This is a genomic window from Teichococcus deserti (assembly GCF_001982615.1).
GTDB lineage: Bacteria > Pseudomonadota > Alphaproteobacteria > Acetobacterales > Acetobacteraceae > Pseudoroseomonas > Pseudoroseomonas deserti.
This window is the reverse complement of sequence record NZ_MLCO01000061.1, coordinates 1-18427: the sequence shown is the minus strand read 5'-3', so window position 1 is coordinate 18427 and position 18427 is coordinate 1. Positions and strand designations below refer to the sequence as shown.

Below are 18427 nucleotides of genomic sequence, written 5' to 3'. Positions count from 1 at the left end.
GGCCGGAAGCCGGCGCCGCCCCACATGCAGCGGGCGATCAGGGAGAGCGAGGCCATGCCGATCCGCATTCCACGCGGCTGGGAACTGCCGGAATCCGCGGCGTCACCGGAGCATCTGGTGCTCGGCCGGAGGCGCGGGCTGCAGCTCGGCCTGGGCGGGCTGATCGGCGGCGCTCTGGGCCTGCCAGCGACAGCAGCCCTGGCCCAGGGTGCCATGTCCGCCGCCCGCAACGACCGCTTCGTCCCCGGCCGCGACCTCTCGCCGGAGCGCGACGTCACCAGCTACAACAACTACTACGAGTTCGGCAGCAGCAAGAGCATCTCGGCCGCGGCGCAGCGCTTGCCGATGAAGCCCTGGACGGTGAAGATCGAGGGATTGGTCGAGAAGCCGATGGAGCTCGACCTGGACGGGCTGCTGAAGCAGGTCACCCTGGAGGAGCGGGTGCTGCGGCACCGCTGCGTCGAGGCCTGGGCGATGACCGCGCCCTGGACCGGTTTCCCTGTCGCGCAGCTGATGAAGATCGCGGCACCCCTGGGCAGCGCGAAATACGTGGTCTTCGAGACGTTGGCCGACCGCGCCACCATGCCCGGGCTGCGGCAGAGCTGGTATCCTTGGCCCTATAGCGACGGCTGCACCATCGCCGAGGCCAACAACGAGCTCTGCTTCATGGCCGTCGGCCTGTTCGGCAAGCCGGTGCCGGCGCAGAATGGCGGGCCGATGCGCATCCTGTTTCCCTGGAAATACGGCTTCAAGAGCAGCAAGTCGATCAGCCGCATCCGCTTCGTCGAGCAGCGCCCGGTCGGCTACTGGGAGAAGCTGCAGGAGGCCGAGTACGGCTTCTGGGCCAATGTGAACCCGGAGGTGCCACATCCGCGCTGGAGCCAGGCCAGCGAGCGGCTGCTCGGCAGCAACGAGCGTGTGCCGACCAAGCTGTTCAACGGCTATGGCGAGTTCGTCGCCGGGCTCTACACCGGCCTTCAGGGCGAGCGGCTCTACGCCTGATGCAGCCGGATCTGGCGGCGGGCCTCGGCGATGGCCCGCAGCGCCTCGGGCCAGAGCGGCAGTTCTGCCAGTTCCGCCGGCGAGAACCAGCGGGCGTCGTCGACATCGTCGGCGGCTGCCGGCTCGCCGGACAGCCATTCCCCGGCGAAGTCGATGATCGTGTAGTGGAAGCGGAGGCGGCCGGCCTCGTCCCGGTTCAGCGCATCCACCACCACGGCGAGCGAGAGCGGGCCGACCTCGATGCCGGCCTCCTCGCGCAGCTCGCGGCGGGCGGCCTCCTCGGCGGTCTCGCCCAGCTGCTGGGCGCCGCCGGGGATCGACCATTCGCCCTGCCTCGGCGGCCGGCCGCGCTTCACCAGCAGCACGTCGTCGCCGCGCAGGGCGACGACGCCGATCCCCACCCAGGGGCGGTCCGGATATTCTCTTCCGGCGCTCACGGGCTGGCGGGGGCTGCCGGGGCAGGGGTCTCGGGCGCCGCCGGGCCCGCGGGCGCGGCGGCCGGCGCTTCGGCCATGCGCAGCTCGGCCAGCGTCGGCACGAAGGCCTTCTGCTTCCAGGCACCGACCTGATAGGCCCAGCCACGCCAGCGGGTGTTGAAGCGCTCCGCCTCGGCATCGCCCTCGGCGACCAGCTTCAGCCAGACCGCTTCCTCATGCCGCTTCACCTGGACGGTGATGGCCAGCTTGTCGGTCAGGGTGAAGCGCGCCTCGCCCAGCGCCTCGCCGGGCATGTCGGCCTCGCGCTGCACGTCGGTGAGCGTCAGGAACTCGAAGGCGCCGGCGATGGCGTCGAGTGCGGCCTGCTCCAGCGGCGGATGCTCGGCCGGCTGCGTCATCTGCAGCCGGCCATCCGGCCCGTCGCTGCGGGTCAGCGCCAGCGGTGCCTCGCCGGCCCGGCGGATGGCGACGTTCAGCACCCGCTCGCGCGGCAGGTTGGCGATGTCGCGGTCGATCCAGAGCTGCGCATCGGCATCCAGCGGCAGCCTTCCCTCGGCCAGCCAGGACTGCGTCTCGCCCGGGCGGCGGACATAGACGCTTTCAGGCAGGTTGCCCTGGGTGCGAACGCGGCGGCGGCCGACCACCAGCTCGGCGATCGGCGCGCCGGTGCCGTCCAGCACCCGCAGCAGCGAGGCGGTGGAGCCCGCCGCCGTCGGATCCTGCAGCCCGAGCCGCTCCAGCAGCTCGGGATTGGCGGTGCGCGGCTCGACCAGCCGCAGCTCGGTCAGCCCGACCAGCAGTTCCCGCACCTTCTCGGCGCGGACCGGATAGTTGGCGGTCTCCGGCAGCACCCAGGCATCGCCCTGGCTGCGGGCGACGGCCAGGCTGGCATCGTGGCGCTTCACCTCGATCCGCATGGCGCCGGCCAGCCGCCCTGCCAGGTTCTGGAACATCAGCGGCGCCGAGCCGGTATCGGCCGGCTTCGGCCCGCCCGGGCCAAGCGCCAGCACGGCGCCGCCGGCGACCACGGCGCTGCCGCCGAGGATCAGGAGGGTACGGCGTTCCATCGTCTTTCCCTCGGCCTCAGGCGCGCGCCGCGGCGCGGCGGCGGTTGCGCACCACCGCCAGGCCCAGCGCGAAGAGCGTCAGCAGCGCCGGCACCGCGGCGATGTTCAGGATGCGCAGACTGCGCTCCAGCGCCTCGATGTCACGCCGCAGCTCCAGCTGCACGCCGCGCAGCTGACCGCGTGTCGCGACGATCTCGGCGCGGGCCTTGTCGATCTCGGCGCGCTGCTCCGGCGTGATGACCGTCTGGTTCTGGTTGCGCTCGCCCGGGGCAGCGGTGCCCTGGCGCAGCTCGCGCAGGCGGCGCTCGGTCGCCTCCAGCCGCTGGGTCAGCGCCTGCTCGGTCTGGCGGTACTGCGCCTCGGCGCTGCGGCGCATGTCCTCGACCAGGCCGAAGGGCCGCAGCGATTCGCCGCGCGAGCGCAGCCCGATCAGCGCGTCGCCGCCGGCCAGCGTGTCGGTCAGGTTCGCCACCAGCGCGCCATTGTCGCTGAGCGGCGTCGCCACCTGCTGGCCGAAGAAATCCTGCACCCGGACCCAGAAGCGGTCCTCCAGGATGTCGCTGTCATTGGCGATCACCAGATTGGCCGGGCCGTCGCTCTGCGCGGTATGCGCCGGGAAATCGGCCGGGCGCTCGGTGCCGGCGGGCAGGGCGGGCGCGCCTTCGGGGAAGGCGGTCTTCAGGATGCCGCGGGCGCGCGCCATCAGCACATAGCGGTTGCCGTCGCCGCGGAAGCCGGCCAGCAGCTGCGCCGGGTTCGGGTTCTGCCGCACCTTTGTGGCATCGACCAGCATGGCGCGGTCGCTGCTGGTGACCAGCGGGGTGAGCTCGATGCCGGCGCCGGCGCGCAGCCGCACCTGGCCGGCCGAGGCGAAGGTGACCTGCTGCAGGTCGGCCGTCGCCACGTCGCCGCGCGCCAGCGAGTCGTCGGTCGCATTGAACCAGGCGAGGTAGTCGACCGCCTGCAGACGGTCCTGTGGATTGGCGCGCACCCGCCAGGCGCCGCGCTGGTCCAGCACCACCTTGTCGGTCGGCGTCTCGATGCCCCAGGCATTCAGCAGCCGGTCGAGGTTGGAGGAGGTCTCCGCCGGCGGCTGGCCGGTGGGACCGGGGCGGCTGGCCTGGCTCTCGCTATGCGGGTCGGTCATGACGAAGAGCTTGCCGCCCCGCATGACGAACTGGTCGATGGCATAGAGGGTGGTGTCGGGCAGGCCCTGCGGCTGCGCCACGATCAGCACCTGCATTTCCGACGGGATCACCTGGGCGTCGGCCGCCACGTCACGCAGGGTGAAGAACTGGCGCAGCTGGTTGGCGACGACGAAAGGCTGCCCGGCGCCGGGGACGCGCATCATCATCGCCCGCGGGTCGCCGTTGATCGGCAGCGCGCTGAGCATGCCGACGACGGCACGGCGCGGGTTGGACAGTTCGTAGACCAGCCGGGTCAGGTCGTATTCGAGGAAGCGCTCGCGGTCCGGCTGGAAGAAGGGCAGCACCCGCTCGTCATCGAGCAGGTTGCTGCCGGCCAGGCCGAAATAGACCTGCTCGCCCGACTGGTCGACCGGCACCCCCTGGATGCCCAGCGCCATGGCGCGGTCCTCGGTCTCGCTGAAGGGCTCGGGGTCGAGATATTCCAGCCGCAGCTTGCCGTCCGACATGGCGGCATATTCCTGCAGCATCTCCTTCACCCGGTCGGCATAGGCGCCATAGACGGGCACGCTGCTGCCGAGGCGGCTGGAATAGAACAGCCGGAGGGTGATCGGGTCCTGCAGGCCGGACAGCACCTGCCGGGTGCCGTCGGACAGGGTGTAGAGCCGCTGCTCGGTCAGGTCGATGCGGACCCGCGGCAGCAGCCGGTCGGCCAGCAGATTGGCCGAGACGGCCAGCACCAGCGCGGCGCCGAGGCCGCCGATCGAATAGAGGAGCCGGTTGGACGCGCGGCGGGGCGTGGGAGAGGGGCTCATGGCTCAGTCCGCCTTCCGGTGGTCGACGGCCACGGCATTGGCGAAGAGCCAGAAGCCGATGAAGCTGGCGAAATAGACCAGGTCGCGCAGCGACAGCACGCCGCGGGCGAAATTGCCCAGCCGGTCGTTGAGGGAGATGCCGCGGGCGAGCTCCGCCAGCACCGGCACCCGCACCGAGAGGAACTCGGTCACCACCGGGCTGCCGGCGGCGGCGAAGAGGAAGCAGACCGCGACGGCCAGGACGAAGGCGATCACCTGGTTCTTGGTCAGTGCCGAGATGGCGGCGCCCACCGCCAGATAGGCGCCCGCCGTCAGCAGGCAGCCGGCATAGCCCGCGGCAATCACGCCATTGTCGGGCCTGCCCAGCAGGTTGACCGTGATGACCAGCGGGAAAGTCAGGGCGAGGGCAATCGCACAAAAAGCCCAGGCCGCCAGGAACTTGCCCAGCACCGCCTGGGCCTGGGTGATCGGCAGGGTCAGCAGCAGCTCGATGGTGCCGAGGCGCCGTTCCTCCGCCCAGAGCCGCATGGTCAGGGCGGGGACCAGGAACAGGAACAGCCAGGGCACGAAGCCGAAGAAGGGCTGCAGGTCGGCGGTGCCGCGGCCGAAGAAATTGCCCAGCGTGAAGGTGAGCGCGCCCGACATCACCAGGAAGATGACGATGAAGACATAGGCGACGGGGGTGGCGAAATAGCCGGCCAGCTCGCGCCGCGCGACGGTCAGGGCTGCGCGCATCAGGCGGCGTCCTTCGGCATGGTCAGGTCGCGGAACACCGCGTCGAGCGAGGGGCCCCGCCGCGACAGCTCGGCCGGTGTCGCATCGGCCAGGATCTTGCCGCGGGCGATGATGATGGCGCGCGTGCAGATGGCCGAGACCTCCTCCAGGATATGGGTGGAGATGACGATGGCCTTCGCGGGCGCCATCTGCTCGATCAGCCGCCGCACCTCGTGCTTCTGGTTGGGGTCCAGGCCGTCGGTCGGCTCGTCGAGCACCAGCACCGGCGGGTCGTGCAGCAGCGACTGGGCCAGGCCGACGCGGCGCTTGAAGCCCTTGGACAGCGTCTCGATCGGCTGCAGCCGGACGCCGTCCAGCGTGGTCAGCTGCATGGCCCGCGCCACCCGGTCGGTGGCCTCGGACCCGCGGAAGCCGCGGACCCGGGCGGCGAAGCCCAGGAAGCCCGCGACCGTCATCTCGGGATAGGTCGGCGCGCCTTCCGGCAGGTAGCCGAGCTGGCGCTTGGCGGCGACCGGCCGGTCGACCACGTCCTGGCCGCAGATCCGCGCGGTGCCGGCGGAAGGCGTCACGAAGCCCGCCAGCATCTTCATGGTGGTCGACTTGCCGGCGCCGTTCGGGCCGAGGAAGCCCAGCACCTCGCCGCGGGCGACGCTGAAGGACACGTCGTCAACCGCGGTGAAGCCGCCGAAACGCTTGGTCAGGCGGTCGATCTCGATCAGTGCGGACAACCGGTCACTCCCCCTGCAGGCTCCGGACGGGCATCGGGTTTATACGCGACCGGGTTTATACGCGACCGGGGCCATTGCAACCCCCGGCGCTGTTTCGGACTTTTGCGCGGGGCGTGCCCGGCCGTGCAGCGAAGGGCCGGCTCAGCCGGCCGCCAGCGGGGCGAGGGACAGGTCATGGCCGAAGATGGCGAGCAGCAGCCGCGCCGCCCGTCCGCGCGGCGTGGCGGCGAGGTCCGGATCCTTCTCCAGCAGCAGGGAAGCATCCTGGTGCGCCATGCGGATCAGCCCGGCATGGCGCTGCGGGTCGGCCAGCCGCCGGCCCAGCCGCCCGGCCTGGCGCAGCCCCAGCGCATCGCCGCCGCCACGATAATCGAGGTCGGCATCGGCGATGACGAAGCCGTCCTGGGTCTCGCGCAGCACGGCCAGCCGCCGCTGCTCCGATTCGTTCAGCTCGGCCGAGGGCAGCAGCAGGCAGAAGGACTGGGCATGGCCGCGGCCGACCCGCCCGCGCAGCTGGTGCAGGGCGGCCAGGCCGAAGCGCTCGGCCTGCTCGATGATCATGATGGTGGCCTCGGGCACGTCGACGCCGACCTCGACCACGGTGGTGGCGACCAGCAGCTGGGCGCGGCCGGCGGCGAAGTCCTGCAGCGCGGCCTCCCGCACGTCCAGCTTCTGGGCGCCATGGGCGAGGCGGACCTTGTCGCCGAAGATCGCCGCCAGCTCGGCGAAGGTGCTCTCGGCCGCGACGTTGTCGTGCCGCTCGCCTTCCTCCACCGCGCGCACCACCCAATAGGCGCGGTGGCCCTGGGCGAAGGCGGCGCGCAGCCGGGCGGCCAGTTCGTCGCGCCGCTCGCGCGAGACGATGCGGGTGACGATCGGCTGGCGGCCGGCCGGGCGGCCCTCCAGCCGGCTGACCGCCATCTCGCCCCATTGGGTCAGCAGGAGGGTGCGCGGGATCGGCGTCGCGGTCATCACCAGCACGTCGGTGGTGCCCTTCTCGGTCAGCGCCAGGCGCTGCGCCACACCGAAGCGGTGCTGCTCGTCAACCACGGCCAGGCCCAGGTCGCGGAAGGCAACGCCCTCCTCGATCAGCGCATGGGTGCCGATGACGATCGGGATCGAGCCGTCGGCGAGGCCGGCCAGGACCCGTTTCCGTTCCTTGCCCTTCACCGAGCCGGCCAGCAGGGCGCAGGGCACGCCGGCCGCGCCGCAGAGCTTCTCGAAGGTGCGCAGGTGTTGCCGGGCCAGCAGCTCGGTCGGCGCCATGATGGCGGCCTGGGCGCCGCCCTCGACGGCGCGCAGCATGGCCAGCACGGCGACCAGCGTCTTGCCGGCGCCGACATCGCCCTGCAGCAGCCGCAGCATCCGCCGCGGCGCCGCCAGGTCGTGGTCGATCTCGGCCAGCGCCTTGACCTGGGCCGAGGTGGGCGGATGGCCGAAGGCCGCCAGCGCCGCCTGCCGCAGCCGCCCGTCGCCGAGCAGCGCGCGGCCCGGCCGCTCCATCACCGTCCGCCGCACCAGCCCCACCGCCAGCTGCCCGGCCAGCAGCTCGTCATAGGCCAGCCGGTCGCGGGCCGTGTCGTCGGGGAGGACCTCGGGCGCCTGGATCGCCTGCAGCGACTCGCCGAAGCCGCGCCAGCGGCGGCGGGCCAGCAGGGTGGCGTCCTGCCATTCGGGCAGGCGGGGCAGGCGGTCGACGGCATCCGCCATGGCGCGGCCGACGTCGCGCTGCGCCAGCCCCTTCACCAGCGGCCAGATCGGCTGCAGGGATGGGATGGCGTCCGGCGGCTCGACGAAATCCGGCGCGTCCATCTGCCACAGATCGCGGAAGCGCTTCATCCTGCCCGAGACCCGGCGCGTCTCGCCCTCGGGATAGGTGCGGCCCAGCCAGGCGCCCAGCCAGGAGCGGCGGCCGAAATAGATCAGGTCCACCGGGCCTTCGGCAGAGTCGCATTGCACCGCCCAGGGCTGGGTCGGCGAGCGCGGCGGCACGACGGAGAGCACGCGGACGGGCAGGGTGGCGACCTCGCCTTCCCGTGGCGTCGCATTGCTGCGATCCTGGTAGCGCTCCGGCAGGTGGAAGAGCAGGTCGATCACCCGGCCGCCCTCGACCGCCTGGGCCAGACGCTTCCGCTTCTCCTCGGCCAGGGTCAGGCTGTCGAGCGGCGCGAAGAGCGGCGCCGCCTCATCTGCCATTTCGGCCTCTCGGGCTGACACGATTTCCATCCACCTCTATATGCCAGCCGCGAGAGGCGCCGCCCATGACCGAACCCGATGATAACGCGACCGAGCTGTCCCCCCGCCGCCGGCGGCTGATGTACCGCGCCCACCACCGCGGCACCAAGGAGACCGACCTGATGGTCGGCGGCTTCGTGGCGAAGCACATCGCCAGCTTCAGCGAGGCCGAGCTGGACGAGCTGGAAGCGGTGCTGGAGCTGCTCGACGTCGACCTGGCCGACTGGCTGTCCGGCCGCCGGCCGATCCCGGCCGAGGTCGCGACGCCGATGCTGGCCCGGATGGCCGAGGAATGCTCCAGGCCTGGCGCCGGCGTGCCGGAGGCGGCGCGGCGCGCATGACGCAGCTCACCGTCCATGGCGCCCCGGAAGGCTTCGACGCGCTGCTGCTGACGCGGCGGCGGGCCGAATCGAAGGACACCGTCCTGCATGTCTGCCGCGACGATGCGCGCATGGCCCGCATGCAGGAGGGGCTGGCCTTCTTCGCGCCGGAGATGGAGGTGCTGCGCTTCCCGGCCTGGGACTGCCTGCCCTATGACCGCGTCTCGCCGCATGCCGAGCTGGTGGCCGAGCGCGTCGCCACCCTGACCCGGCTGCTGGAGAAGGGCGACCGGCCGCGCATCCTGCTGACCACGGTCAACGCCCTGGTGCAGCGGGTGCCGAAGCCCGAGGTCTTCCGCGACGCCAGCCTGGCGCTGAAGCGCGGCGGCCGCATCGGCACGGAGAAGCTGGCCGGATTCCTCGACGCCAATGGCTACAACCGGGTGGCGACCGTGATGGAGCCCGGCGAATACTCGCTGCGCGGCGGCATCATCGACCTCTACCCCTCCGGCGAGGCCGAGCCGGTGCGGCTCGACTTCTTCGGCGACGAGATCGAGAGCCTGCGCCGCTTCTCCACCGAGAGCCAGCGCAGCGGCGAGGCGCTGAAGGAGCTCTGGCTGCGCCCGGTCGGCGAGATCTTCCTCGACGAGGCCTCGATCGCCCGCTTCCGCAGCGGCTATCGCGACCTGTTCGGCAATGCCGCGGCCGAGGACCCGCTCTATGTCTCGGTCTCCGCCGGCCGCCGGCATCCGGGGATGGAGCATTACGCCGCGCTGTTCCACGACGGCATGGCGACGCTGCTGGACTATCTGAACAGCGCCTCGGTCAGCCTGGACCACCAGGCGGACGACGCGCTGCAGGCCCGCCTCGAGATGATCGAGGACCACTACCAGGCCCGCCGCGGCGTGACGCGGGAAGGCGAGGTGCCGTATCGCCCGGTGCCCCCCGGCCGGCTCTACCTGAACGGCCGCGACTGGGCGGCGATGCTGGCGGCCGGGCCGCTGCTGGCCTTCAGCCCCTTTCCGAAGCCGGATGGCGCCGAAGGGCTCGAGGCCGGCGGCCGGCCGGGACGCCTCTACAACGAGGTGCGCACCGCCGGCCACAACGTCTTCGCCGCCTATCGGGAGCAGGCCGAGGTGCAGGCCAAGGCCGGGCTGCGGCCGGTGGTCGCCGCCTGGACCCGCGGCTCGCGCGAGCGGCTGGGCAATCTGCTGCGCGAGAACGGGGTTCCCGCCCAGACCATCGAGGACTGGGCCGCCGCCCGCAAGCTACCCGCCGGCACCGTGGCGCTGGCGATCTATGGCGTCGAGCGCGGCTTCACCGGACCTGCCGCGGAGGGCGGGTCGAAGGCCAGCGCCGCCATCGCGCTGACCAGCGAACAGGACCTGCTGGGCGAGCGCATTGCCCGCCCGCCACGCCGCCGCAAGCGCGCCGACCAGTTCATCGCCGACGCCACTGAGATCGCCGAGGGCGACCTGGTGGTGCACCAGGACCATGGCATCGGCCGCTACGATCGCCTGGAGACCATCGAGGTCAATGGCGCGCCGCATGACTGCCTGCGGCTGATCTATGACGGCGGCGACAAGCTGTTCCTGCCGGTCGAGAACATCGAGCTGCTGTCGCGCTTCGGCAGCGAGAGCGCCGGCGCCACGCTGGACAAGCTGGGCGGCACCGCCTGGCAGAGCCGCAAGGCGAAGGCCAAGCAGCGCATCGCCGACATGGCCGGCCAGCTGATCCGCATCGCCGCCGAGCGCCGGGTCAAGGAGGCGCCGCTGGTGACGCCGCCGGAAGGCGCCTGGGACGAGTTCAGCGCCCGCTTCCCCTTCGCCGAGACCGACGACCAGCTGCGCGCCATCGGCGACACGCTGGAGGACCTGGCCGCCGGCCGGCCGATGGACCGGCTGATCTGCGGCGATGTCGGCTTCGGCAAGACCGAGGTGGCGCTGCGCGCCGCTTTCGTCGTCGCCATGTCGGGCGCCCAGGTGGCCGTCGTGGTGCCGACCACGCTGCTGTCGCGCCAGCACCACCGCACCTTCACCGCCCGCTTCGAGGGCCTGCCGATCAAGGTCGCGCAGCTGTCGCGCATGGTCACCGCCAAGGAGGCGGCGCAGGTCAAGGCAGGACTCGCGGACGGCACCATCAACATCGTCGTCGGCACCCATGCGCTGCTGGCCAAGGGCATCGACTTCGCCGATCTCGGCCTGGTCATCGTCGACGAGGAGCAGCATTTCGGCGTCGCCCACAAGGAGCGGCTGAAGTCGCTGAAGGCCGATGTCCATGTGCTGACGCTGACCGCGACGCCGATCCCGCGCACCCTGCAGCTGGCGCTGACCGGGGTGCGCGAGATGAGCGTCATCGCGACGCCGCCCGTCGACCGGCTGGCGGTGCGCACCTTCATCATGCCCTTCGACACCGTGGTGATCCGCGAGGCGATCCAGCGCGAGCGCTTCCGTGGTGGCCAGATCTTCTGCGTCTGCCCGCGGCTGGAGGACCTGCCGAAGATGGCGGCGCGGCTGGCCGAGATCGTGCCCGAGGCGCGCATCGCCCAGGCGCATGGCAGGCTGACGCCGGTCGAGCTCGAGCGCATCATGACCGAGTTCGGCGACGGCAAGCACGACATCCTGCTGGCCACCAATATCGTCGAGAGCGGGCTCGACATGCCGGCGGTGAACACGCTGATCATCTACCGCGCCGACATGTTCGGCCTGTCGCAGCTCTACCAGCTGCGCGGCCGCGTCGGCCGCGGCAAGCAGCGCGGCTATGCCTATCTGACCTGGCCGGCGACGCAGCGCCTCTCGGCCTCGGCGGAGAAGCGGCTGGCGGTGATGCAGACGCTGGACAATCTCGGCGCCGGCTTCACGCTGGCCAGCCACGACCTCGACATCCGCGGCGCCGGCAACCTGCTGGGCGACGAGCAGTCGGGCCATATCCGCGAGGTCGGCATCGAGCTCTACCAGCAGATGCTCGAGGAGGCGGTGGCCAACATCAAGGCCGGGCAGGGCAAGCGCGACGCGGCCTCCGACCGCGACTGGACGCCGCAGATCAATCTCGGCCTGCCGGTGCTGATCCCGGAGAACTACGTCACCGACCTGCCGGTGCGCCTCGGCCTCTATCGCCGCATCGGCGGGCTGGTCGGCGAGGCGGAGGTGGAGGCCATGGCGGCCGAGCTCGCCGACCGCTTCGGCCCGCTGCCGGCCGAGGTCGAGAACCTGCTGCAGGTGGTCTCGATCAAGCATCTCTGCCGCCAGGCCGGCGTCGAGAAGCTGGATGCCGGGCCGAAAGGCATCGTGGTCGGCTTCCGGCAGAACCGCTTCGACAATGCCGAGGGGCTGGTGACCTGGGTCAGCGCGCAGAAGGGGCTGGTGAAGCTGCGCCCCGACCACAAGCTGGCCATGGTGCGGGAGATGGACCTGCCGGTCCGCGTGCGCGCCGCCAAGGACATGCTGGCGTCGCTGGCCAAGCTGGCGGCGAAAGCGAAGAAGGGGTGACCGGGGGCTAGAACTCGGTCGCCTCGGCGATCGCCACGTCGATCAGCCGTTCCAGCACCTCGGGCTCCTGCGCGCCGGCGATGGCATGGCCCGAGGTCTGGCCATGCGGCCCGGCCATGACGAAGCAGGGCACGCCATTGATGCCCAGGCGGTGCGCGCGCAGGTTCTCGGCATGCACCGCGTCGCTTTCCAGCCCGCTGGCCAGGAAGCGCAGCGTGCCGCGGCGCTCAAGCCCGAACTCGCCAGCCAGCATCGCCAGCGTGTCGTGGCTGCCGATATCGGCGCCTTCGCAGAAATGCGCGACGAACAGCGCGTCGACCAGCTGGTCGGCCACGCCGTGCTGCGCGGCATGCCGCACCAGCCGGTGCGCGTCGACCGAGGCCGGGATGCGCTGGATCCGGTCGAACCTGAACAGGATACCCTCGGCGAGGCCGAGCTCGGTCATGGTGGCGTGCAGCCGCCGCGCCCGCTCCTCGCCGCCGAATTTCCGCGCCATGTAGTCCTGCCGATGCACCCCGCCGGTGCCGAGGTCAGGGTTCAGCAGGAAGGGCCGCCAGCGCAGGTCGGCCAGCAGCTCCGGCCGCCGCTCCAGGGCGCGCCGCAGCCGCCTCGTGCCGAGGAAGCACCAGGGGCAGACCAGATCGAAGACCACTTCGATCTCCAGATGGGGACGGGGCGGCGAAATCAGGTTCACGGCCGGCAGCATAGGACAGAAGCCGCCCCGCCGCAGCCCCGTGGCGCTTTTCTGACGCTGTCCTTGTTGAATCGTGGCGAATCAGGCTTGTAGGAAGTGTTCTTGACTCCTAATTGAAAGGAATCTTCCTAAAGGAAAGGTCTGCCGCCCCGCGATGATGGCCGGCTCGCATATCGCGCTGGGCGCGGCGGCCTGGTTCGCCGCGGCGCCGCGGCTGGGCCTGCCGGCCCTCGACCCTGCCATGCTGGGGCTGGCGGTCTGCGGCGCGCTGCTGCCCGACATCGACCATCCGAAATCCTGGATGGGCAAGCGGCTGCGCCCGATTTCCACCCTGCTGGGCGCCGTCTTCGGCCATCGCGGCATGACGCATTCGCTGCTGGCCGTCGCCGCCTGTGTCTTTCTGATGCTGCGCCAGGAAGTGCCGCTGGCGATCAGCGCGCCGCTGGTTGTCGGCTACCTGTCGCACCTGGCGGCCGACCTGCTGACCCCGGGCGGGCTTCGCCTGGCCTGGCCCTTGCGCGGCACCTATGCCCTGCCGCTCTGCCGCACCGGCTCGCCCTTCGAGCCGCTGGTGGTGGCGCTGGTGCTGTCCTGGGCCTGGGGCAGCACGCCGGCACGGCCGGATCTGGGCGCCCGGCTGCGGGCGACCGGCATCTGCCGCGTGCTGGGCCCGAGCATACCCTCGATCTGCCCGCCCGGCGCCGCGGCCGAGATGCCGCCGCGCGCCCCCGACGCGGCCGCCGCCTGGAGGCAGCTGCGCCAGTCGGGCGAGGTGCTGCTGGCCCGCCATGTCACGGCGAGCGTGCGGTAGCAGCGACCGGTCGCTGCGCGGCCAAGCTCCGGCTGCGCTTCGCCATCCGCGCTCGGCGTGACGGTGATTCCCGGGCGATGCTGCGCGACCAGGGCGCCGCTTTCGGTGGCGGCTGCCGCGATCCTGGGCAGGTGGGGCTGGGGCAGGGCTGGGGCGGCGGACTCTCTGCCGGCCGCGGCATTGCGGCCTTGGGCGAATGCGCCTCTACTGCGCCGCTCGGCGGCCGGGGGCATCCCCCGGCACCGTCGATGTCCTGGCAGGGGAGGAGAGGCGGCATGGGTGCCTTGTTGATCAGCGGCGGACGCGTGGTGGATCCGGCGAGCGGGACGGATGCCGTCGCCGACATCGTCGTCCAGGACGGGCGCATCGCCGCCATCGGCACCCATCTCGGCGAGGCGGAGCGCGTGATCGATGCCGCTGGCCTGGTCGTCGCCCCCGGCTTCATCGACCTGCATGCGCATGGCCAGTCGATCCCGGCCGACCGCATGCAGGCCTTCGACGGCATCACCACGACGCTGGACCTTGAGGCCGGCGTGCTGCCGGTGGGCTCCTGGTATCGCCGCCAGGCGGAGCAGGGCCGCATCCTGAACTACGGCGCCGCCACCAACTGGGCCTTCGCCCGCATCGGCGCCATGGTCGGCACCAACGAGGAATCCTCGCTGGAGGCCTTCGGCCGCGCCATGCGCGACAAGCGCTGGATGGACAACATCGCGACCGATGTCGAGCAGGCCGGCATCATCGACCGCCTGGCCCAGGGGCTGAACGAGGGCGGCATCGGCATCGGCATCCTCAACGCCTATGCGCCCGGCGCCGGCGTGCAGGAGCTGATCGAGGTCTGCAAGCTGGCGGCCGAGCGCCAGGTCCCCACCTTCACCCATGTCGCCTATATGGCGAAGATCGACCCGCAATCCGCGGCCGAGGCCTATATCCGCCTGATCGGCTATGCCGCCGCGACGGGCGCGCATATGCACATCTGCCACTTCAACAGCTCCAGCAAGACCGACATCGCGCGCTGCTACGAGCTGGTGCGCAACGCCCAAGCGAAGGGGCTGAACATCACCGTCGAGGCCTATCCCTACGGCACCGGCTCGACCGTGTTGGCGGCCGCCTTCTTCAGCGACCCCAACTTCGAGGATCGCAACGGGCTGGGCTATGATTCGGTGCAGCGCGTCACCGACGGCCACCGCTTCCGCGACCGCGCCGAGCTGCTCTCCGCCCAGGCCGAGGACCCGTCGCAGCTGGTGCTGTGGCACGTGCTCGACACCGACAACAACGCTCGGCACCGCGAGCTGCTGGACATGGCCGTGCTCTATCCGGACGGCGCCATCGCCTCCGACGCCATGCCCTGGAGCATGCCGGATGGCAGCACCTATACCGGCGACGCCTGGCCGCTGCCGGCCGAGGCCACCTCGCATCCGCGTTCGGCCGGCTGCTTCACCCGTTTCATCCGCCACTGGGTGCGCGAGCGGCAGGCGATCTCGCTGGCCGAGGGCCTCCGCAAATGCTCGCTGATCCCGGCGCAGATCCTGGAGGCCAGCACCCCGGCGATGCTGGGCAAGGGCCGGCTGGCGGTCGGGGCGGACGCCGACATCGTCGCCTTCGACTACGAGACGCTGACCGACCGCGCCGAATTCACGGCCATGAACCGTCCCTCGGAAGGCGTGCGCCACCTGATCGTCAGCGGCACGCCGGTGATCTCGGGCGGCGTGATGGATGTCGACGCCCGCCCGGGCAGGGCCGTGCGCCGGCCGTCGATCGCCTGAGCATGACCCCGGTTCCGGTCCTGCTGGTCACGGGGTTCCTGGGCGCGGGCAAGACCACGGTGGTGAACCATGTCCTGGCGCATGCCGAGGGCCGCCGGATCGCCGCCGTGGTCAACGACTTCGGCGCGATCAACATCGATGCCGAGCTGATCGCCGGCGCCAGCGACGGCGTGGTCAGCCTGGCCAATGGCTGTATCTGCTGCACGCTGGAAGGCGACCTGCTGCGCACCATCGCGACGCTGCTGCGGCGCGAGCCCCGGCCAGAGGCCATCGTCATCGAGACCAGCGGGGTTGCCGAGCCCGGCGACATCGTCCGCAACCTGATGGACCCGGTGATCTGGCGCGCGGCACCTTTGGAGACGGTGCTCTGCGTCGTCGATGCCGCGGCGCCACTGGCCTCGCTCGAGGATCCGCTGCTGCGCGCCCAGCTGCGCATGGCGGATGTGGTGGCGCTGAGCAAGACGGACCTGGCCGCGCCCGGCACGCTGGAGGGCTTCAAGGCGGCGTTGAAGGCGCGGCACCCGACGGCGCTGCAGGTCGAGGCGCCGGGCGGCGCCGTGCCGCTGACGCTGGTGCTGCCCGAGGATCCGACGCGACCGCCGCGCGAGACGCCGCGCCGCCGCCCGCATGCCGACCGCTTCGAGACGCTGAGCTGGACCGCCGAGGCGCCGCTGTCGCTGCCGAAGCTGCAGGCGGCGATCGGCCGGCTCGCCCCGCGCCTCGCCCGCGCCAAGGGTTTTTTTGAGCCCGCCGACCAGCCGGGGAAGGTCTTCCTGTTCCAGCTGGCGGGGGGGCGGGCGACGCTGGCGCCGGTCGACACGCAGCGAGATCCGGGCCAGCCGCGCGCCCGCATCGTCTTCATCGCCGAGCTCGGCCCGCTGTCCCCGGCCGAGATTGCGGCGGCGATGGAAGGCTGCGCTGTGCTCAGCCCCTCATGAAGGCAGCGAAGGCGTCCTTGTGGTCGGGATGCCAGCGCGACAGGGCAGGGCGGTTCTCGATGATGTCGCCCATGGCCCAGGCCATGCGCTTCTCGTCGATCGCGCGCGTCACGTCGTTGTCGGGGCAGAGGATGTAGAAGTCGCCAGCCTCGATGCGCTCGAGCATGAAGTCGGCGACCTGGCCCGCGGTCCAGGCGCCGGCTGGCTTCTCGGCGACGCCGGTCATGCCGGTATGGGTGAAGCCCGGGATCAGCAGATGCGCGGTGATGCGGTCGCCCGCCGTTTCGCGCAGACTGTGCGCCAGGCCCTCAGTCAGCGCCTTCACCCCCGCCTTGGCGACGTTGTAGGCGGTGTTGCCGGGCGGCTGGGTGATGCCCTGCTTCGAGCCGGTGTTGATCACCACCCCCGGCCGGTCGCCCTCCAGCATCGCCGGCACGAAGGCCTGCACCCCGTGCAGCACGCCCATCAGGTTGATGCCGATGACATCGTCCCAGATGGAAGGCGAGGCCAGGGCGTCCGCCCCGCCATGGATGGCGGCGTTGTTCATCAGCAGCGAGACCGGGCCGAAACGGGCATGGATCTCGGCGGCGGCGCGCTCCACCGCCGCGCGGTCGGCGACGTCCAGGCTCCAGCCGGCGGCCTCGACACCCAGGCGGCGCGCGATCTCGTCGATCTGCGGCGCGCGGTCGATCAGCGCGAGCCGCATGCCGCGCGCCGCCAGCCGCTGCGCGACCGCCAGGCCGATGCCGCCGGCGGCCCCCGTCACCACCGCCAGATTTCCGGAAGAGAGAGCCTGCATCGTCGGATCCTTTCGCCTGGGTGTCGCCGGCTGTAGCCACCCAGGAATGCCGGCGTCCAGTCACGCAGCGCGGCGCGCCGGCCGCGCTACAGCCGGCCCTCGACCAAGGCCTGCAGGTCGGCGATCAGGTCGCGCATCTCCGCCTCCGAGGGCTCGATGCAGCCGAAGGCGCGCAGCAGGAAGGCGCCTTCGGTGGCCATCAGCACCAGCCAGGCGCGCCGGCCCTCCGCCGTCTGCCGGTCCAACCCGCCGAAGCGCTGCTGATACCAGGCCTTGGCATTGGTGATGTGGTCGCGCGCATCGATCAGCGCCGCCACCATGCCGGCGGCACGCGCCTGATCGGCCTCGTCCAGGTCGAGCGAGACATCGATATGCGCGCGCACGGCCTCGATCGGGCTGGGCGAGGGGCCGGCGATCGCCGCGATCTCGGCATCGTATTCGCGCGACCAGCGCGCCTCCAGCATGCGGATCAGGTCGCCCTTGGTGCCGAAGCGCGACTGCACCCCGCCCTTGGAAATGCCGGCGGCCTTGGCGACAGCGTCGATCGTCAACCCGCCAGTGCCCTCCTTCAGCAGGATGGCTTCGACGATGTCCAGCACCCGGTCGCGGTCGATCGATGGCGGTCGGCCCATGCAGCCTCCTTGACCTAGTTCAAATACGTCCGTATGGATTTATATGCCTGGTCGCTCCGGCCTGGCAAGCGCTGCCGGGCCGTCGCGCCCCGAACTTTGGTGACCATCATGCCACGCCGCCGCTCCTTGTCCCTGCTCCTGCTGCTGGCCGCCTGCGGCGAGGCGGCGGCACCCCCCGAAGCCGCGCCTTCGTCGCCCAGGGTCGGCGTGGTGGCAGTGCAGCCGCAGCCGACGCCGCTGCTGCTCGACTATGGCGGCCGCGTCACCGCCTTCCGTCAGACCGAGGTGCGCGCCCGAGTCGGCGGCATCCTGCTGCAGCGCGCCTATGAGGAGGGCGCAGCGGTGCGGGAAGGCGATGTGCTGTTCCGCATCGACCCGGCGACCTACCAGGCCGCCGTCGACCTGGCAGCGGCGCAACTGCAGGAGGCGGAGGCCGGGCTTGAGCGCGCCCGCCGCGACCAGGCCCGCACCGCCGCCCTGGCACGCGCCGCCGTCGGCACCCAGCGCGACCGCGACGATGCCGTCTCGGCGCTGGCCCAGGCCGAGGCGCAGCTGGCCGCCGCCCGTGCCCGCCTGGGCAGCGCCCGGCTGGAGCTGAGCTACACCACGGTGACCGCGCCGATCTCCGGCGTCACCAGCCTGGAGGCGGTGCCGGAAGGCAGCCTGATCGGCACCGGCGACACGTCCCTGCTGACCCGCATCACCCAGCTCGACCCGGTGCATGTCAGCTTCGCCTTCAACGCCGCCGACCTGGCGGCGCTGGGGGCAGGGGCGGCCGACCTGCCGGCTGAGGTGCTGCTGGATGGCGCCGCGGCGCC

16 protein-coding genes are annotated in these 18427 nt (G+C 71.6%); 7 read left to right on the top strand and 9 right to left on the bottom strand.

The window, feature by feature from the left end; translation table 11 throughout:
* Positions 1-54: 54 nt before the first annotated feature.
* Complete coding sequence (gene msrP / locus BKE38_RS08000) at positions 55-1002, top strand: protein-methionine-sulfoxide reductase catalytic subunit MsrP (protein ID WP_076956808.1); 948 nt, start codon at positions 55-57, stop codon at positions 1000-1002.
* On the opposite strand, the gene BKE38_RS07995 is transcribed toward msrP, so the two are convergent.
* From BKE38_RS07995 to recG, 6 genes are all read right to left on the bottom strand, one after another.
* Positions 993-1439, bottom strand: a complete 447-nt coding sequence (locus BKE38_RS07995) for an NUDIX hydrolase (protein ID WP_076956799.1) — start codon at positions 1437-1439, stop codon at positions 993-995. The genes msrP and BKE38_RS07995 overlap by 10 nt on opposite strands.
* Entirely contained in the window at positions 1436-2506 is a 1071-nt protein-coding gene (locus BKE38_RS07990; protein ID WP_076956798.1) for a DUF4340 domain-containing protein, read from the bottom strand. Before BKE38_RS07990 ends, BKE38_RS07995 begins: the two co-directional genes overlap by 4 nt.
* Positions 2507-2522: 16 nt before the next feature.
* On the bottom strand, positions 2523-4466 hold the full coding sequence (locus BKE38_RS07985) for a Gldg family protein (protein ID WP_076956797.1): 1944 nt from the start codon (positions 4464-4466) through the stop codon (positions 2523-2525).
* Positions 4467-4469: 3 nt separating this feature from the next.
* A complete protein-coding gene (locus tag BKE38_RS07980) occupies positions 4470-5201 on the bottom strand; it encodes an ABC transporter permease (RefSeq protein WP_076956796.1) in 732 nt (243 codons plus the stop codon).
* Positions 5201-5929, bottom strand: coding sequence for an ABC transporter ATP-binding protein (locus BKE38_RS07975; RefSeq protein WP_076956795.1), 729 nt, complete (start codon positions 5927-5929; stop codon positions 5201-5203). Before BKE38_RS07975 ends, BKE38_RS07980 begins: the two co-directional genes overlap by 1 nt.
* A 141-nt stretch (positions 5930-6070) precedes the next feature.
* Complete coding sequence (gene recG / locus BKE38_RS07970) at positions 6071-8155, bottom strand: ATP-dependent DNA helicase RecG (protein WP_076956794.1); 2085 nt, start codon at positions 8153-8155, stop codon at positions 6071-6073.
* A gap of 35 nt (positions 8156-8190) precedes the next feature.
* Between recG and BKE38_RS07965 the strand changes: the two genes are divergently transcribed.
* Both BKE38_RS07965 and mfd read left to right on the top strand, forming a co-directional pair.
* A complete protein-coding gene (locus BKE38_RS07965; protein ID WP_076956793.1) occupies positions 8191-8505 on the top strand; it encodes a succinate dehydrogenase assembly factor 2 in 315 nt (104 codons plus the stop codon).
* The gene (mfd, locus tag BKE38_RS07960) at positions 8502-11972 is read left to right on the top strand and encodes a transcription-repair coupling factor (protein WP_242662274.1); all 3471 of its coding nucleotides are present in this window, start codon (positions 8502-8504) and stop codon (positions 11970-11972) included. The genes BKE38_RS07965 and mfd overlap by 4 nt, the downstream gene beginning before the upstream one ends.
* 7 nt (positions 11973-11979) lie before the next feature.
* Here mfd and BKE38_RS07955 read toward each other — a convergent pair whose 3' ends face one another.
* The gene (locus BKE38_RS07955) at positions 11980-12666 is read right to left on the bottom strand and encodes a DsbA family oxidoreductase (protein WP_242662273.1); all 687 of its coding nucleotides are present in this window, start codon (positions 12664-12666) and stop codon (positions 11980-11982) included.
* A 157-nt stretch (positions 12667-12823) separates the two neighbouring features.
* Between BKE38_RS07955 and BKE38_RS07950 the strand changes: the two genes are divergently transcribed.
* The 3 genes from BKE38_RS07950 (at position 12824) to BKE38_RS07940 (ending at position 16178) form a co-directional block, all read left to right on the top strand.
* Complete coding sequence (locus tag BKE38_RS07950) at positions 12824-13477, top strand: metal-dependent hydrolase (protein ID WP_242662272.1); 654 nt, start codon at positions 12824-12826, stop codon at positions 13475-13477.
* A gap of 275 nt (positions 13478-13752) precedes the next feature.
* Positions 13753-15240: an amidohydrolase family protein gene (locus BKE38_RS07945; protein ID WP_076956790.1), complete on the top strand. Its 1488-nt coding sequence runs from the start codon at positions 13753-13755 to the stop codon at positions 15238-15240.
* A 2-nt stretch (positions 15241-15242) separates the two neighbouring features.
* A complete protein-coding gene (locus BKE38_RS07940) occupies positions 15243-16178 on the top strand; it encodes a CobW family GTP-binding protein (protein ID WP_076956789.1) in 936 nt (311 codons plus the stop codon).
* Here the strand turns inward: BKE38_RS07940 and BKE38_RS07935 are convergent.
* Positions 16165-16977 (bottom strand): SDR family NAD(P)-dependent oxidoreductase, encoded by an 813-nt coding sequence (locus BKE38_RS07935; protein WP_076956788.1) that lies wholly within the window; start codon positions 16975-16977, stop codon positions 16165-16167. The genes BKE38_RS07940 and BKE38_RS07935 overlap by 14 nt on opposite strands.
* Before the next feature lie 86 nt (positions 16978-17063).
* Entirely contained in the window at positions 17064-17609 is a 546-nt protein-coding gene (locus BKE38_RS07930; protein ID WP_076956787.1) for a TetR/AcrR family transcriptional regulator, read from the bottom strand.
* Positions 17610-17735: 126 nt separating this feature from the next.
* Here BKE38_RS07930 and BKE38_RS07925 point away from each other — a divergent pair.
* Positions 17736-18427 (top strand): efflux RND transporter periplasmic adaptor subunit (locus BKE38_RS07925; RefSeq protein WP_242662271.1); only part of this gene is annotated, 692 nt, incomplete at its 3' end.

Coding starts and splice junctions, on each gene's coding strand:
- msrP (WP_076956808.1), top strand. CDS start 55: ATGCCGATCCGCATTCCACGCGGCTGGGAACTGCCGGAATCCGCGGCG.
- BKE38_RS07990 (WP_076956798.1), bottom strand. CDS start 2,506: ATGGAACGCCGTACCCTCCTGATCCTCGGCGGCAGCGCCGTGGTCGCC.
- BKE38_RS07985 (WP_076956797.1), bottom strand. CDS start 4,466: ATGAGCCCCTCTCCCACGCCCCGCCGCGCGTCCAACCGGCTCCTCTAT.
- BKE38_RS07980 (WP_076956796.1), bottom strand. CDS start 5,201: ATGCGCGCAGCCCTGACCGTCGCGCGGCGCGAGCTGGCCGGCTATTTC.
- recG (WP_076956794.1), bottom strand. CDS start 8,155: ATGGAAATCGTGTCAGCCCGAGAGGCCGAAATGGCAGATGAGGCGGCG.
- BKE38_RS07965 (WP_076956793.1), top strand. CDS start 8,191: ATGACCGAACCCGATGATAACGCGACCGAGCTGTCCCCCCGCCGCCGG.
- mfd (WP_242662274.1), top strand. CDS start 8,502: ATGACGCAGCTCACCGTCCATGGCGCCCCGGAAGGCTTCGACGCGCTG.
- BKE38_RS07950 (WP_242662272.1), top strand. CDS start 12,824: ATGGCCGGCTCGCATATCGCGCTGGGCGCGGCGGCCTGGTTCGCCGCG.
- BKE38_RS07945 (WP_076956790.1), top strand. CDS start 13,753: ATGGGTGCCTTGTTGATCAGCGGCGGACGCGTGGTGGATCCGGCGAGC.
- BKE38_RS07940 (WP_076956789.1), top strand. CDS start 15,243: ATGACCCCGGTTCCGGTCCTGCTGGTCACGGGGTTCCTGGGCGCGGGC.
- BKE38_RS07935 (WP_076956788.1), bottom strand. CDS start 16,977: ATGCAGGCTCTCTCTTCCGGAAATCTGGCGGTGGTGACGGGGGCCGCC.
- BKE38_RS07930 (WP_076956787.1), bottom strand. CDS start 17,609: ATGGGCCGACCGCCATCGATCGACCGCGACCGGGTGCTGGACATCGTC.